At 25.4% G+C, this 17,616-nt stretch carries 10 protein-coding genes; 1 reads left to right on the top strand and 9 read right to left on the bottom strand.

The genetic code is table 11. The annotated features are described in order from the left end of the window. Positions 1 to 345: 345 nt before the first annotated feature. Positions 346 to 2,364 carry an ankyrin repeat domain-containing protein gene (locus A966_RS05700; protein WP_008723462.1) on the bottom strand — a complete coding sequence of 673 codons (2,019 nt, stop codon included), beginning with the start codon at positions 2,362 to 2,364 and terminating at the stop codon, positions 346 to 348. A 218-nt stretch (positions 2,365 to 2,582) separates the two neighbouring features. Here A966_RS05700 and A966_RS05695 point away from each other — a divergent pair, with 218 nt between their 5' ends. Continuing rightward, positions 2,583 to 3,770 (top strand): iron-containing alcohol dehydrogenase, encoded by a 1,188-nt coding sequence (locus A966_RS05695; RefSeq protein ID WP_008723459.1) that lies wholly within the window; start codon positions 2,583 to 2,585, stop codon positions 3,768 to 3,770. A gap of 81 nt (positions 3,771 to 3,851) precedes the next feature. On the opposite strand, the gene A966_RS05690 is transcribed toward A966_RS05695, so the two are convergent. The 8 genes from A966_RS05690 to A966_RS05655 form a co-directional block, all read right to left on the bottom strand. Further along, complete coding sequence (locus A966_RS05690) at positions 3,852 to 5,381, bottom strand: AAA domain-containing protein (protein WP_008723457.1); 1,530 nt, start codon at positions 5,379 to 5,381, stop codon at positions 3,852 to 3,854. 37 nt (positions 5,382 to 5,418) lie between these two features. Continuing rightward, positions 5,419 to 5,790 carry a hypothetical protein gene (locus tag A966_RS05685; protein WP_008723455.1) on the bottom strand — a complete coding sequence of 124 codons (372 nt, stop codon included), beginning with the start codon at positions 5,788 to 5,790 and terminating at the stop codon, positions 5,419 to 5,421. A gap of 19 nt (positions 5,791 to 5,809) precedes the next feature. Further along, positions 5,810 to 6,931, bottom strand: a complete 1,122-nt coding sequence (locus A966_RS05680; RefSeq protein ID WP_008723453.1) for a V-type ATP synthase subunit I domain-containing protein — start codon at positions 6,929 to 6,931, stop codon at positions 5,810 to 5,812. 22 nt (positions 6,932 to 6,953) lie between these two features. Next, the gene (locus A966_RS05675) at positions 6,954 to 9,002 is read right to left on the bottom strand and encodes a hypothetical protein (protein WP_008723450.1); all 2,049 of its coding nucleotides are present in this window, start codon (positions 9,000 to 9,002) and stop codon (positions 6,954 to 6,956) included. A 141-nt stretch (positions 9,003 to 9,143) separates the two neighbouring features. Beyond that, positions 9,144 to 9,278, bottom strand: coding sequence for a hypothetical protein (locus tag A966_RS13945; RefSeq protein ID WP_256093401.1), 135 nt, complete (start codon positions 9,276 to 9,278; stop codon positions 9,144 to 9,146). Positions 9,279 to 9,322: 44 nt separating this feature from the next. Continuing rightward, positions 9,323 to 9,814, bottom strand: a complete 492-nt coding sequence (locus A966_RS05670; RefSeq protein ID WP_176720003.1) for a hypothetical protein — start codon at positions 9,812 to 9,814, stop codon at positions 9,323 to 9,325. Between the two features lie 1,202 nt (positions 9,815 to 11,016). Further along, complete coding sequence (locus tag A966_RS05660) at positions 11,017 to 13,746, bottom strand: hypothetical protein (RefSeq protein WP_008723445.1); 2,730 nt, start codon at positions 13,744 to 13,746, stop codon at positions 11,017 to 11,019. 14 nt (positions 13,747 to 13,760) lie between these two features. Next, positions 13,761 to 16,769, bottom strand: coding sequence for a hypothetical protein (locus A966_RS05655; RefSeq protein ID WP_008723443.1), 3,009 nt, complete (start codon positions 16,767 to 16,769; stop codon positions 13,761 to 13,763). Between the last annotated feature and the right edge of the window lie 847 nt (positions 16,770 to 17,616).

Genomic DNA, 17,616 nt, shown 5'->3' with positions numbered 1-17,616 from the left:
TCAAAACTAATTTTATTTATTAATTTTGCAGACTATACCTACAAAACACACAGCCGTTCCGTATACAAGCAAAAGAATACATATTTACATACTAAAATATCAATTTATACAACATGTAAAACATTGTATTTTGTAATTTTTTAATTAAATAATCTTATAGTTAACCTTGCCAAGTAATTTTAAAACAAGTATATTATTTATAGATAAAATATACAATAATTTATTAAAACTTTATAAAATATAATTAACCTAAAAAAACAGTTTAATTTGCTAAAAGCAATAAATAAAGGCTTGAAATTTCTGAAAATTCCAAGCCTTAAAAATCACAATTATAATAAAATTAAATTACCACCATTTTTTATCCAAATTAGGCTTTTTATTGTATTCAGGCAATATTAATTCCTGAGCATTATTATCTGTATTATCCTGATTGTTATCAGCAGGTACATAAGAAGCACCTTTTAAATAATTAGCTATATTATTATAACCATTATCTGAAGCTAAATCGGCAGCTGTATATCCGTCGCTGTCTTTTAATGTTTTATCAGCATAGCATTTTTCTACTAATGACATAACACTGTCCATATTACCATAAGCAGCAGCATAATGTAAGGCTGTATCGTTATTAGAATCTTTTATATTAACATCTGCCTTTCCGTCCTGAACTAATGATACTAAAGCATCAACATTATTTTCTAAAGCTGCATAATGTATAGGATACATATTTTCATTATTTGACATATTAACACTTGATTTATCAGCATTAACTATATTTTTTATAACATCAGAAGAGGCATACATAGCAGCATAATGAAGTGCTGTATTGCCATCTGTATTTTGTATTTTACTGTCTGCACCATATTTCAAAAGGATATTAACTGTAGAAGGTTTATTTTTCATAGAAGCCCAATGCAATGGTGTATCATTTCCATTTTTATCAGCTTCATTTACCAATGTTTTATCTTTTTCCAATAATAATATAACTGTATCATCATTTCCATTTGCTGAAGCCACATGTATAGGCATAGCACCATCTATATCATCTCTAGCCCTTATATCGCATCCTGCTTCTATTAAAGTATAAACTATATCAGCATTACCTACATAAGAAGCAACTATTAAAGGAGTAGCTCCGCCTAAATACCAATTATCCAAAGTAGCTTTATAAGGAAGTTTTGCTTCTTTATTTATATCTTTATAATTAAGTAAGGCTTCTACTGTATCCAAATTATTATTGATAACCGCTAAATGTAAAGGAGTATATCCATTTTCATCTGCAAAATTAGGATTAACCCCCTCTTTTATTAAAGTATTTAAGGCTATTATATCATTATTTTTAACAGCAACTAAAAGCTCAAGCTGTTTAACATCTAGTTCAGTATTAATAACTTCTTCATCATATACATTCTCTTCTGTATTATTATCAACAACCTCGACATCTGTAATAGCAACTTCAGTCTCTTCTGCAGTTGTATCTTCTGCGGTTTTTTCTTCTGCTGCTGTTTCTTCAGTATTATTATCTGCAGTATTATTATCAGCTACTACAGTTTCATCTCCTTGCAAATTATCTTCAGGAGTACCTTCTCTTACTATATTATCATTTCCTGATAAATAATTCTTAACATCATCACCTTTAGCATAATATACAGGCTCATTTCCGTCCTTTGTTTTGCTCATTTTGTCAGCACCCAAATCAACAAGTGTCTGCACTGTTTGAAGAGAGGAGAAAGCAGCAGCATAATGTAAAGGTGTCCATCCGTCTGCATCTTTGGCTTCTATATCTGCCCCATTATCCATTAATAATTTAATAGTTTCAGGCTTATCCTTCATAGCAGCCCAATGTAATGGAGTATTACCTCTATTATCTACATCATTTATAGTAGAAGAATCTTTAGCAAGGAGCATCATTATTACATCATTATTACCATTAGCAGAAGCCATATGTATAGCCATACTGCCGTCTACATTATCTCTAGCCTTAATATCAGCATTATTCTCAAGCAAAGCTGAAACTATATTAGTGTCTCCAATATATGAAGCCAATATTAATGGTGTAGCACCGCCTAGATACCAACCATCTATACTTACCTTCATATCTAATTTAGAATTAATATCTATATTTTTATCTTTCAAAAGAACATTGACAGTATTTAAATCTTTATTATAAACTGCTCTATGTAAAGGAGTATACCCTTCAATATCTAGTACATTTACATCTATATCCGCAGAGTTATTCAATATATTTGATACATTATCCGAATTTTTTTCATTAATTGCATTAAATAAATTAGTTTCATTTGCTGTTAATGCGAATATAGAATAACTAAAAGTCAATAGTATAACTAAAAATCTAATATGTCTCACCTTTAATACTCCAATCTCAAAATAAATAATATTCATAGTATATTAGATAATAAATAAATATCAAGTATAATAAAAAAATTATATTTAAAAAATTTTATTAAAAAAATGAAAATATTTTTATAGTATTTTTATTTTTATATTGTATTATAAATTAAAATCATTATAATATTATTCCAGCACAAAATATCATATATACTAATATAATAAAGGAAGAAAATATGCAAAGTTTTATATATAATAATCCTACAAAAGTAATATTTGGAAAAGACACAGAAAATACTGTAGGAAATGAAATAAAAAAATTAGGATGCCAAAGAGTATTAGTAGTATACGGTACAAAAAGCGTAAAAGAAAGCGGACTTCTTTATAAAGTAGAAAATATATTAAAAAATGATAATATAGAATATGAATTATTCGGCAATGTAAGAGCTAATCCGACACTTTCTCATGCAAGAGAGGGCGTAAAAAAAGCAATAGATTTTGATGCAGATTTTATACTTGCAGTAGGAGGCGGAAGCGTTATAGATACAGCCAAAGCAATAGCTCATGGGGCATCTAATCCGGATATTGATATATGGGATTTTTGGACTAGAGTGAAAAATGTTGAAAAAAGCATACCTATAGGCTGCATACTTACAATTTCTGCTGCAGGAAGTGAAACCAGCAATTCTGCTGTACTTACTAATGAAGAAACTCTCGATAAAAGAGGACTTCCTACAGAATTTAATCGTCCTAAATTTGCTATAATGAATCCATGCCTCACTTTTACTTTGCCATATTATCAAGTAGCATGCGGAATATCAGACATGCTTATGCATACATTCGACAGATATTTCGGAGATAGTGAAGGCTCTGTAAATGGAGACAATAATCAAACTACAGATGCAATTGCTGAAGCAGTTTTAAAAACAATATTTAAAAATGGATTAATAGCCATGAAAGATAAAACTAATTATGATGCTATGAGCGAGCTTATGTGGTGCGGAAGTTTATCTCATAATACTTTAACAGGTTTAGGGCTTACTTTTGATTTTATAGTTCATAAATTCGGTCATGAATTAAGTGCAAAGTTTGATGTTGCACATGGGGCAAGTCTTTCTACTATGTGGGGTTCTTGGGCTAAATACTGCCTTAAAGATAAAAGGCAAAGATTCATTCAATACTCCAAAAATGTTTGGAATATTGATGATGATACAGGACTTAAAGGTATAGAAAAAACAATAGAATATTTTAAACAAATAAATATGCCTACTAACTTTACAGAATTAGGCATTGGAGTGCAAAGCGAAGAAGTTTTAGAAGATTTAACAAGAAGATGTATTAAAGACGGTAAACTTGAGTTTAAACATTTTAGAGCTTTAAATAAAGAAGATGTTTATAATATTTTCAAAATGGCTAATGTGTAATAATTGTTTTTTTGATTGATGGTCAATTTAATTATTATACAATAAATACATTAATAATTAAATTGACTTTAACTGATATTTCTATCTAATCAAAACCTTTGAAGATGAATATATGTTCTTCAATATATCAACTCTATTACAATACCTAGACATTCCAACCATATACAATTTCTTTTTCGTTCTCGATACAGCAACATTAAGTCTCTTTATATTAGAAAAAAATCTGGTAGATCCTGTATTTCTAACAACACTAAAATAAACTATATCAGCCTCTTTACCCTGAAAAGCATCTATTGTATCTATTTCTATATTTAGATGTTTTAATTTATCATTATTATTAATAACATTTTTTAATTCCCTTTTTTGTTTCTTATATGGAGTTATAACTGCTATAGTTGTATCAGCATCAATATTAGAATTTTCAATACTATTATTTATTAACTCAACTTCTATCGGATTATATAATTCTCCTCCATAGTTAATTGGAAATTTCTTATCTGTATAATAATCAAGCCAATATATACTTTCATCATCGCTGTATTTTGTACCATTTTTCAATTCATTATTATAGAAAAACTTACTTACAATATCTCCTATTTTTGCCTCCATTCTGTACTGAGTATCAAGAATTCCAAACATTGTTTCTCTATCAACATTTGAGAATAATTTATCTACTAATGAATTATCTGTTAATTCCTCCTGTAACTTCATATCTATATCATTCATAGTCTCTATTTCATCTTTACAAAAAACAGGCGGAAGCTGATTAGGATCTCCTACTAATATTAATTTTTTTGCAAATAAAGCAGGTATTAAAATCTCAGGCAATGTATTTTTTGATACCTCGTCTATAATTATTAAATCATAAATATCATCTAATTCATCTAATTTAAATCTAGCCATTTGATTGCATGTTATCCCTATAATATTTGCATTCTCACATACATATTTATCATACTTCCTATTTTTCATAATATGCTCTTCAAACTCATTAAATAATCTGTTTGTAAAACTCTTATTATAAATATTTTCCAATTTTTCTTTCCAAGAATCTATATAATTTTTATAGCATATATTTAAATTTTCATTATCATACTCATTTTTAAACTCCTCATACCTCATAATAGAACAGTTAATATTTCCATTCTCTATTTCAGTATTAAGTCTTTCTATGGCATTATCCACAGCAATATGAGTTTCAGAACATACAGCTATTTTTGCTTTATAATTATGCTTTATAGTCTGCAAAATAATTTCTACAATAGCGGTAGTTTTTCCTGTGCCGGGAGGGCCCATCAAACAAAATAATTCTTTACTATTAACAGCTTTATCTATTACATTAAATACATTGCTGCCATTTTTATATATTTCCTGTATCGGAGATAGCTTTCTTATTTTTTTATTATCTTCTATTATATTAGACGAAGTATTTTCATAATTATTTTTTATTGTATTAAACAAATCCACAGACATAACAATTGCCGAATTAATATTTTTTATAGTTTCTAATTGCCTTAAATATTTGATATAATCTCCGCTTTTATCTTCATATCTTTTCAACAATTCAGATAAATAATTTTCCCATTTATTTAAATATTCAAAAAATTTCATTATTATTACTCCTTAAATTATTATTATGCTTTATTTTCTACAGATTTATAGATTTAAAATCTAATGCCTTCAATATTTTCTTATCTGATGAATTATTTTTAAATATATTTTTTATATCCTCAATTTCAGTGCCGCCCAAATTTATATTATTTTCTAATTTTATAGAACAATACTCTCCGTCAAAATTTTTATTTAAATAAAAACCTTTTCCATTTGGAGTTTCTCTTATACAAATTAAATGTACATTCATAAGTTTAGATAAACATTTGATAACCGTATATTTGTAGAAGATATTAAAAACATTATTCAATAATTCTCTTGGATTATTAATACCATTCATAATAGCAAATATTATCATTCTATTAATACCTGTCAAATATTGTTTTCTTATTCTTATTTTATATTCCATAAAACTCTCCTTAGTATTTTTACTTATTTACTGTTTCTTTATCACTGCTTAAATCTGGTATAAATATATTAGAATCTTTATATTTTTCATTGATTATAACTAAATATCCTCCATTCTTACACTTAACTATTTTTTTAAAACAGCTATTATATAAATCTGATATAGCATTTCTCCTATTTTGCATTAGTAAATAGAAAGCCTTTCTATAATACTTAATTTTTTTATCTATACTTAAATATTCTGCATTAATATTATTATAATCCTTACATGAAATATTATTTCTTTGTATAAGATTATTTTTATCAAAATAATGTTCACGGCTTTCTTTTATTAATTTTATTTTATTTGCTATACTTCTTACTTCTTCTCCTTTATTAATAAGCATATTGTAGCTTGGAAATACATCTTCTATATTAAATCTTTTATTAATAATCTCTAAATAATCTTTATGCAATTTATAATAATCCTCCGTATAGTTAAAAATAGTTTCTCTCAATTTTTCTATCTTTGCATCAATATCTTTTACTTTATCATAAAGAAGATGAATCTTTTTATCTGACATTTTTATATATTCTCTAAGTTTTTTAATATTTCTATAGTTTTTTAAATCCTTTTCGCATAAATCAATTAACAAATCAATATTATAATAACTTCCTCTTAAATCTCTAAGTTCATCTATGGTTTTAACATTTGTACCATTAGCTTCATTAAACCATTTTAATCTTGCATCCTTTTTCTTTGAAAGAGATAATATTTTTATAACTTTGTAACATTCTTCTCTTCTTCTTTTGAAAAAATTTATTTCTGTTCTATGATAATCTTTCTTATAGTTAAGTATCTTTATTTGGGCATTATAATCTGTTATGCTAAATAACAAGTCATAAGATTTTCTTATTATCTCAGCTACTTCATATAATTCTTCTTGCACTATTGGCTTAAAATTCATTTCTGCTTCATCTCTAATACCATTAAGAAAATTTACTATTTCATTTAATTTAGTATTATACCTTTCTTTAGCATCATAAATATCCTTAAATGCAAGTTCTCTATATGCATTTACATCATCTATCTTTCTTTTAATTTTTTCTCTTTTTTTCTCTAAACCATAGCTGCAAATCTTATTAAAAATAAAATCATACATAAATAATACTCCTTATAAAATATTAGTCTAATAATCCATATTCTGATAATAAATTGTATAGCTCATCATCATCGCTCTTAAAACTTTTAAGCCACTCGTCAGATACTAAATAAGCTATAGCATCTATTATCATTTCCCTATTTTCTATATCAGAATCTTTAATCATATTAGTAAGATTTTCTATTTCATTAAAGAACAATTCATCTTTCTGAATCTCTGATGCTAATTTGCTGTTTCTCTCATCTATTTTCTGTATTTCATTAAAATATTTTTTCTCCCTTAATGCATATATAGTTCTCTTTTGATTCAAATAATCCATTAACTGATTAGTCAAATCAACTCTATCATTATCAAACATTGTATTTACACTGCTGTAGAATGTTTCTTCTATACTTGTTTTTGCCTCATAATATTTCTGCCTAATATCTTCCAATACTCTTCTTTTTCCTTCATCTATATTCTGATATTCTCTGTCTAACATACTAGATATTCTACTCAGTTCGGATTTGCGTGCTGAATATTCTGATATCTGAGCAAAAACTCCTCCGAATGGTATTAAACTCTTGAAACTAAACTCCCAATCTCTTTGAGTACCAACACCGTCTACTAAAGCATATAAATTACGGTCTTTAGCAAAAGTCTGATAAGCTGATTCTATATCTCTTCTTGCTATTTCCAATCCTGCCTGACTGTCTTTTGATATGAGATAAGATACTGTAATTCCAACGGCTAGTCCTCCTACAACAGAGCCTGCTATGCTTGCAAAAGCTCCCAATGAAGCTGCTGCAGCGGCACCCATAGACATATTAGAAGCTATAACCCCAGCTAATGCACTTCCTCCTAGAGAACCTGCATAAGCACCTAATGAAGTAGATGTTATAGAAACAAAATTCTGAGATACCTCTCCCATAAGCTCAACAGTATCTATTTTACCTGTAATAAATCTGTACATACTTTTTAATGTATCTATTGTCATTACCGCCATACCGCCTGCAATATTAGCATTTCCAAGTAGTGAAGAACCTATATTATTTCCTAAATAAGTAAAAGTAACTCCTAATGCACTTTTGGCAGCCCCATCAGCAGTAGCAGTAAGAACTTTATATGCTGATTCTATAAACTCATCTTCTGTTAAATTACACCCATTTGATAAGAACTTTACAAACTCTCCGATAAATGCACTTCCGCCTGAAAATAATGCTCCGCATAATGCTGCTTTAGGAAGCTGATTCAAATACTGTGCTTTAAATTTAGCATCTTTATTTTTTACTTCTATTCTTTCTCCATTTTCTAATCTTCTTGTAAGCTCTTCACTTTCATTTCTATTTAACTTTTCACTATTAACTTTACCATCTTTGCTTGATAATCTGTCGTATGTATTTTCTGCTGTATGCTTATAATCTTTTGTATCAGTATTTTGTTTTTTAGAAGCTATTGCTCTTACTTCATCTACATTTTCTTCAGGAACTATCTTTTTATTTGAACCATCTTCTCCTGAATATCTTTTTTTAGAAATTTCTTCTGTATTAACTTTTGCATTTCCATTATCTTTTACTTGATATTTTGTCTCTGTATTACCATCTCTGACTATAATATCTGCTTCCGGATCTCCCGGTTTAGTTAATCTTGCTTCTGTTTTATATTCTCTGCATTGTTCAGCTGCATTTACATTATATGATTCAGTTAACTTAACCTCATCTATAAATCCTATACGCTTTTTTGGATCCATATTTATTTTTGAATCTGAAACCTTTTTTAAAGCCTCAGTATAATTATTCATAGCTTTACTTAAATTATTACGATGATCCTGATATTTTACACTTCTTCCCAATCCAATAGAATCCGCCATATTGCCGGAAATATCTTTATGCGGGGTACTATCTTCTATAATGCCATTGGTTAAATCACTGCCAATATCAAAGTTTTTAATTTCTAGATTTTTATTTCTAAATACATTATTATATTTTGCATTATTTTTTCTATTTCTACTTCTATTATTCTTTCTATTTTTATGATTTCTGCCTTTATAGTTATTATTTTGTCTATAGTTATTATTATCTTGATTATACATATATTACTCCTTTAACATATTGCTAAAACCATGCTGTATTTTAGAAAAACTCTAAAATACAGACTGCAAATAACTAAAAAAAATATTAACTGCTTATTTGATAGTACCCTCCTAACGATTTCATTAACTAAAATTTGCTAATTATTTCATATCATCTCTAGTATCTTCTTTTGATATAGCACTAATACCTGAAAATACTGCTCCGCATAATGATGCTTTAGGAAGCTGATTCAAATACTGTGCTTTAAATTGATCATATTTATCTTTAATTTCCACCTTTTCACCATTTTTTAATCTTCTTGTAAGCTCTTCATTCTCATTTAACTTTTTACTATTAACCTTACCGTCTTTATTGATAATTTATCCGATGTATTTTCAGCTGTATGTTTATAATCTTTTGTATCAGTATTTTCTTTTTTAGAAGCTATAGATTTTACTTCCTCTACACTTTCTTCAGGAACTATCTTTTTGTTAGAACCGTCGTTATATAAATATCTTGTTTCAGAAATTACCTCAGTATTGCGTTTTGCATTTTTATTATCATCTTTGACTATGACAGATGCTTTGATTAATTTTTTCTCATACTCTTTAATTTGAATATCTGCTTCTAAGTCTTTTGATTCAGGTAAATAACCTAAGCCCCAACAGCAGCTACATAAATCAGTATTTTTATCTAAATTTTCCTCAAGATTTTTAAGATGCTCATTCATAGTCTTATTTAAATTAGCAAGATGCTCACTATATTTAAATTTTCTTGCTGAATTAATAGACTCATTATTAGAAATATTATTATTTAAATTATTGTTTGACATTTTTATTTTCCTCCTATTATTTTTTGAAATGCCTTTATTATTGTTTTTTGTATGCCTACTATTTTGTTTATGCATATATTACTCCTTTAAACATATAGCCTTATACCAAACTGCATTTATATAAAATACACAACTCAAATAACTTAAATAATTATTTGATATACCCTCCTTTTTATTTACCATAAATATAATTAGACCTAACGTTTTTTGATAATTTCAGTAATTATTTTTACTGTAATGATAGGTACTAAAATACGAATAATACTTCCAAACATATTAACCTCCTAATTAAACACTTTCTTTGTTGCTGAAATATTCTACTAATACCTCTGCAGCTGCTTTTACAATCTTTAATATTAAAATTATATTTTTATCCATAAAAACTCCTTTTTATATAGAATTAAAATACAATATTCTTTATGAATAATTATGAAAACAACTTAATATGATGGTTAAGTTTCCAATAGCTGTAACTACTTTTCTTTTTTAATTTTTTAAAATGATTCTTTTTGATATTCTTATTCACTCTAATTATTTGAGCAATACTATTATCATAAGTTAATAGACTACTCACTATATAGTGAACAGTATTGAGATTACTTTTATTAGAAAAAAAATTAATAGGCATATATATTTAGCTCCTTTTAAGTTTTATAAAAAATATCATTAAAAAAATTAAATTGTAAATACTGTTTCTTCCTAAACAACCAGAAGAGACAAAGTCGTAAAAATCGATATTTTCAAACTTTAGCAGTAGCTAAATATCTTTATCTTATAAGTCATATAATAGCATATTTACAAAATATATCAAGTATTATATTAAAAAATTATTAAAAAAACTATAAAAAATTAATTTTAATAAAAAAACAATATTTATAATGTAAAAGAGCTATACTGTATATTAAATACATAATTATACAGCAGTAATAACAATAAAATTTTAAGGGATTAAAACTGTAATGAATAATTTTTTAATAGATATACTTAACCCCTTAAAGTTTAAATTATTATTTTATATAAAAGTTGTAAAACAAACAGAAATTAAATAATTGTATTTAATTTCAAAATACTGTTTCTAAGCAAAAAGCCTAAAAACAAAGTCAAAAAATAATAAATAAACTCTGGGGATAAATACCAGAGACTTGATATTCTATATTATATAAACTTTTTTAAATAAGTCAAACTATTTTACGAAAAAAATATCACATATATAACTTTTTACTTAAATTACAAGCCCATTTATGTTTATCTAAATCAGATTCCTTACTTTCTTCCAAAAACTTTCCAAACGCTTTCTCATAATCAGTATTCGGAAGCTCAAGCATTTCTTTTAATATATTTACAGCCTTATCAAAATAGCTATCATCTCCTGTTAATATCTCCGTTAAATATAGGGAAAGTTTTCTCATAAGCTGAAAATAAGCTTCCCTTTTTTCTTCATCGCCTTTTTTGATTTTAACTCGTAAATTTTCTACAAATATATAGCTATTTGACAAAGATAGTTTTTCTTTTTTTCTTTTATAATATACAAAACAATAATCTTTTTCTATATCTACATCCTCTGATGATTTTCTTCTTTCTTTATTATTATAGAAATTGCCGCTTTTTTCTATAAGTATATCAGATATTCTTCTGCTGTATTCAGTACTAAAATTCTTGCAGTATCTTAAAAGCCTTATTATCAAATATTTATCGCTTTTATCAGGCTGATTGTTGTTATCTATATAGGAAACTAATTCTTCAATTAACAAATCAATATTATTAAACTTTTCTTCTCTTTTTGTAAGATATTTATAAAGATAATCTAAAAACTCTTCTTCATTACCTGCTGTAATAGCATAAAGCATCAAATTACTATATACTCTGCCTATATTTTCCTTATCGTCTTTAAACAACTCTTTAGATTTAGAAAAATATTCTTTAGCTTTCTCCAAATCTTCTTTATCTTCTGTAAGATAATAGTGAACAATATATGTCTGACCAAGTGTACCATATAGTCTTGCTATGTCATCTCTATACAATTCATCGTCATATTTTTTACTAAAAATAACATTCTCTATACTTTTAATAATATCGCCGCATTTATAAAAATCCCATAAAGCAACCATACTTATATTATCAAAAAGTATCTTTTCCCTTAAAAAGAAATAATCATTATCTATATTTTCTATATTACTTTTATTAATCTCAATCATTTCTAAAGATTTATCTGTATTATCACTATGATTATAAATAGCAAGTTTAGCTGTATTAATCATAAATATAATAGAATCGAGTTTCCTATATACAAAATTTTCTTTTAAATTATTTTCTTTAATTTTTTCTAATAGCTTAATTAATATATCATAGCTTTCCAATATATTATCATACTTAAACTCATTATTGGATTCTATCTCTAAATTATCTAATATACTTTTTACAGCATGAACTAAATAACTTACTCTTCTATATAACTTCTTATCTTCTCTAAAAAAATTCAATATTTTTGTGCTGTCATTCTCAGCAAATTTTTTTCTTCTATCGCCTATTTTGTTATGTGATGCTAATTTTTTATAAAAGATATATCTGTTTAATATTGTATAATAGTCATATTTATCAAAATAAAAATCAATAGGATCTTTATCAAATGAACTGTATTTGGTTTCTGAATATATACTAAACTCTTTAAAAATTTCTTTAGAATCTGAACCATCATTATTATAAAAAGTATTACAAAAGTAATCAGCAAAAACCAATCTACTATCAGTTAATGCATTAGAAGGATTAAATAATTTATAATCTATATTTTTATTTGCAACAGAATATTTTATCTTCCATTCTTCTATACTTTCATAAACATTTGATTTTATATCAGATTCACTTATAGTAATATTTTTTTTAGTATATTCTTCATAATGTAATTTCCATTCTTTTTTTATTTGATTAATACCCACATTACTCTTGATCAAATAATCTAAAAACTTATTAACACATATAAAATCATATATATTAGATGCATTTTTATCACCTCTAGAAGCAATATGTATGATAAGAAGCATTTTATTAATATCAAAATCTATATCTGATAAAATTTTATTTAATGTATTAACTATTAATTTTGAAACTAAATCTAAATAATAATTTTTTGTAAACTCAATGCCATTAGGATTCTTTTCATATATACATACTAATTCACCTTTATTTTCTTTTATAAATTTAAATATATCTTTTGTTATCAGCTTTTTTTTCTTAAAGTCTTTTATTTCTCTTCTATGAAAAATTATCCTCTTTTTCTTAGAAGTATCAGTATACCTATCATATTCATTAGGAAAATAGTTTAATTCCAAATCATCTAATACTGCATTTGTCATATCTTTCCAATCATTGTATCCTATATTTTTGGTATAATACCCTCCAACTACAAATAATTTTTTTTCTTCATAATCAGGATCTATATTCCCGCTTTCATCTATATAAATATCATATACTTCTATATCAAAAAATATTAATCTAATAATATCATAATGTATTCCAATATTATTCATAAATATATATAAATCTTTATAATTATCAGAATATAATTTTAACAATGAAAGCAAATATAAAAAAGGAAAATCCTCATTATTATTTTTTATTTGAAAATCAACTACTTTTTTTATATACTTACTTACTTTTTTTATATACTCATTTATATAATCCTTATCTTCTATATAATCACAATTGTCAAAACACATATCTATATAATTTTTTATATAAGTAATTTCATCATAACTAAGATTAGATATATTATAATTAAAATCATCACCTTTCTTATTTTTTGTAATAGCAATTTTATTCTTTATATTATAATCATTGATACTATAAACTAATTCCATTAATTTTTTTTTATTATTAAAAGTTAATTTATCAAAAACTTCTTTAAAAGTTATCAGATTCTTATTGTTTTTTAGCATTATAATTTCCTTTCTTATTTTATATTACTATAGGATTTATAAATGTCATTTAATTTTAAAGCTTCTAATACAAGATTAATAATAATAATACTTCTCTTATAATCTATAGCAGTTATATCTGTACCATCTTTTACTCTCATATGACAAATCATATTTCTAACATCTTTTATGGTTTCTGATATCTTTGGAGTCATTTTATCATTATTAAAGTTAACTAAAGAGTTAAAATCTACATATCCATCTTCCTTTATTATACTTTCAAAACCATACGCTTTATGACATTTATAAATTAAATGAGACTCTATAGCACATATAAAATATAAAAACTCTTTAGCAGCCCACATCAATACACGCACCAATTCCTTAACTTTTATTACATCAAGCTCTTCTCCTTCTTTTAATTCAGTAATTGTGGGATTAATAAAATTTTTTAAAACTTCATCTTGAACTATAATATTAAATGCCTCTATAGAATTAGATATAGAAAGTTCCAAATCTTCTTTTTTCATAGATGATTTATTTATTCTCTGAGGATCAAGCAGCCATTCTAAATCATTTCTCACATCTTTTTTATAATAATCTCTAATATTAATCCTAATAGGTGTTTTTAATACCCAAACTAAATCAAAGTCTAAAACACTTCTATTATTATATTCAAAAATAATGCTTGTATTTTTTCCTAAATATTTATTTCTATGTACAATCAAATTAGCATATTTCTTAGAAATTAATGCAAGAATCATTTCCTGAGCTAATATATTTCTTATTTCATTATCTCTAAATTTTTTTATTTTATTTTTAGATTTATATTCTTCATAAAAATTAATAATTATAGGAATAGTATAATTTTTATATTTAAAATATTTTAATAGTATGGATAATAAATCATATTTTCTAGTTTTATAATCATTAAATTCTTTTGAAAATAAAGTTTCTTTTATACTATCCCATCTCAAAGCTTCATAAATTGTGCTGTCTGTATCTTTATAATAATCACTTTTATCTTTATTCATAGAATAATTAGGAGAAAAAGCATATTTACTCCAGCTTTTATATAAAATGTTAGTTTCATCTTTAGGATTCTTACTTTTATTTTTATTATTTTCAGCAAATTTAACAGTAAGTTTTATACACTCATCAGTAAGACTGTCAAGAGTATTTATCTTTAGTATAGCTTTTATATTATCAGGAATATCTATGTGAATAGAGTCAAATGCTTTTTTAATTGATTCATAAGGAGATGAAAAACTATATACATTAAGTTTTGATATAATCATCATTAACTTATCATGAAGCACAATACTATCTCTTTGATGTATATGTTTATCTTTAACTATTTCTCTTCTTATAGCCCTTACACAAAATTTAGTTTTCTGATATACACTATATTTACTTACTTTTTCTTTTAAAATATCTTCTAATGATCTGACATTGTATTTTTTATTATTATTTTTATATTCTTTTTTTATATGCAAATAAGATGCTGCTGACTGCAAATTATTAAATATTACATTATCAGAAATCATTATAGATGTAAGCAAAGCTGTAAGATTGTATTTATTAATACTATACTTTATCATATCTATATTTTTTTTATCAATATCATTATAAACTATTTTGTATATAGATCCATCAGCATTTTTAGAAGGCTTTACTTTTCTTCTAGTATCAATATAATATTTATCAACAGGAACTGCCCATATAGCAGCATTTCCCACTATAGACCAAGTATCTTCAAAAAATGAGCTTTTCAAATTTCCAAACTTACCATATTCTGTAATAAAATTTAAAGCCTCTTTCATAAAGATATCTTCATTTCTAAATACATTGATTAAAGATTTCTCTATTTCTTCTTTTGAGTTTTCTAGTTTATCTATTTTTTCTTTTCTTTCTATTTCATTTTTAGCATTTTTATTTATTTTTTCTTTTCTTATTTTTATCAATTTATTTGTATTATCTTTTCTGATAATATCTTCCAATTCTACTATTTTTGGAAAACTATTGCTGTAGCTGTAAAATTTAAGAGCCTTTTTATACAAATAAAAAATATCTGCCTGATTTTTATTTTGATTTACTGTATCATATTTATCATCAAAATCTTTTATATTTTTCTTTATTCTTCCTGATTTATTAAATACTTCACTATTAAATTTATCTTTGAATTTTATTTGATTATAATATAATTTATCATCATCAAATTCAACACCCGGTACAAGTGTTTTATATCCGCCTCTTAATGAAAAAGATAAAACTAATTCATTAATGTATCCTTTTAACTTTATTAAATCTAATATTTCTTTTATATGCTTTTTTTCTGTAAACATAGCTATAATCATTAAAGCATATACAAAAGGTACATTTTTAAATGATGTTTTCATTTCGTTAAAGTCTACATTTAATGCTTCTCTTATATATAAATCCTTATTTTTATATTTTTCTAAAGATAATTTTGGATTTTCTTTTTTAATTTTTTCTATATATTTAGCATCTAAATTTATTTCATTATCTAAACATAATTTTAGGAAATTAAATAATTCTGCATTAAATTCTTTAAATTTACAATGGTCAAAATGATCGTCCCTAACATTTTTATGTATAAGAATATTTCTAAAGTCCATGATAAAATCAATAGCCTGTTTATATGAGGCATTTATCACTTTTTCTAAATTCTCTTTATCTTCCCTATCAAAATTATTTTTTTCTTCTTCTCTTTTTCTGCATTTTTCTTTTTCATCACATATCATACATTCTTTAGAATTTAATTTAGTACATTTTAATCTTGCACATTCTAATTTTGAATATTTTAATTTAAATACAGTTTCAAACTGAGTTTTATATATTGACTTACTATATTTTTCCTCTAATTTTTTTTCATCTTTAGAATCTTTATTAAAAGAACTATTTTCTATTATAAATGTAGCAAGTATAGTTAATAATTTCTTTACTTTTACTTTATAACTATTTTTACCTGTCCTTATAAAATAAGAAATATCTTTAATATCATGAATTTGAGAATATTCCATACTATCTCCATAAAATGTGCTTGTATTTTCAGTATATACATAAAAATGATAAAATCAATAATATAAATCATAAATATATAATTTTAGAAGAATTTTTATAAGTTTTATATAACATTTTAAAATTTCAGAAAAAATGTATATTAATAAAATCCTTGCAAAAATAAAAATATATAGTATTATGTATATAGTTCTTTGACATGTTTATATGTTATTTACATATTAATGTGAAAAGAATATAAAGGCTAAAAAAAGCCAGTCTCGATACCCTACTACGCTCTGCGTGCCTAAATAAAAAATTGCGAGTGCCTGACATTCGAGAGAATGGCAGGGGCTTATTAACGAGCGATTTTTTATTGATAATGGTAATGTAGGAAAGCGGGATTAAACATTATCAATATGTTTAACTGCTAGCGTCTCGATACCCTACTACGCTCTGCGTGCCTTCGGCAATGTAGGAAAGCGGGATTTCTCTTTCAAATGTTATTACCTGTTTAAGTCTCGATACCCTACTCGCGCTCTGCGTGCCTAGATAAAAATTGCGAGTGCCTGACATTCGAGAGAATGGCATGGATTATTGACGAGCGATTTTTTATTGATAATGGTAATGTAGGAAAGCGGGATTCATCTATATATTTAAATAAATCATCAAAGGTCTCGATACCCTATTCAAGTCTTTGGCTTGGCGATAAAAAAATCGAGCTGCTGATAACTTTAGTTGTCAGCACATTTAAGCGAGATTTTTTTATGGTGATATAGGAAAGTGGGATTAAACACACCATGAATGTTTAAAAATTTTGTCTCGATACCCTATTCAAGTCTTATGCCTTGGCTGTAAAAAAATCGAGCC

Origin of the sequence: Brachyspira hampsonii 30446, assembly GCF_000316195.1 — a bacterium.
In the GTDB taxonomy this organism is placed as follows: Bacteria; Spirochaetota; Brachyspiria; order Brachyspirales; family Brachyspiraceae; genus Brachyspira; species Brachyspira hampsonii_C.
The sequence above is the reverse complement of the archived record's forward strand: the minus strand, read 5'-3'. Positions and strand labels throughout refer to the sequence as shown.

Excerpts from the sequence above, each read along its gene's own strand:
- A966_RS05685 (WP_008723455.1), bottom strand. The coding sequence starts at position 5,790 with ATGGAATATAAAATAAGAATAAGAAAACAATATTTGACAGGTATTAAT.
- A966_RS05695 (WP_008723459.1), top strand. The coding sequence starts at position 2,583 with ATGCAAAGTTTTATATATAATAATCCTACAAAAGTAATATTTGGAAAA.
- A966_RS05660 (WP_008723445.1), bottom strand. The coding sequence starts at position 13,746 with ATGCTAAAAAACAATAAGAATCTGATAACTTTTAAAGAAGTTTTTGAT.
- A966_RS05690 (WP_008723457.1), bottom strand. The coding sequence starts at position 5,381 with ATGAAATTTTTTGAATATTTAAATAAATGGGAAAATTATTTATCTGAA.
- A966_RS05675 (WP_008723450.1), bottom strand. The coding sequence starts at position 9,002 with ATGTATAATCAAGATAATAATAACTATAGACAAAATAATAACTATAAA.
- A966_RS05680 (WP_008723453.1), bottom strand. The coding sequence starts at position 6,931 with ATGTATGATTTTATTTTTAATAAGATTTGCAGCTATGGTTTAGAGAAA.
- A966_RS05655 (WP_008723443.1), bottom strand. The coding sequence starts at position 16,769 with ATGGAATATTCTCAAATTCATGATATTAAAGATATTTCTTATTTTATA.
- A966_RS05670 (WP_176720003.1), bottom strand. The coding sequence starts at position 9,814 with ATGTCAAACAATAATTTAAATAATAATATTTCTAATAATGAGTCTATT.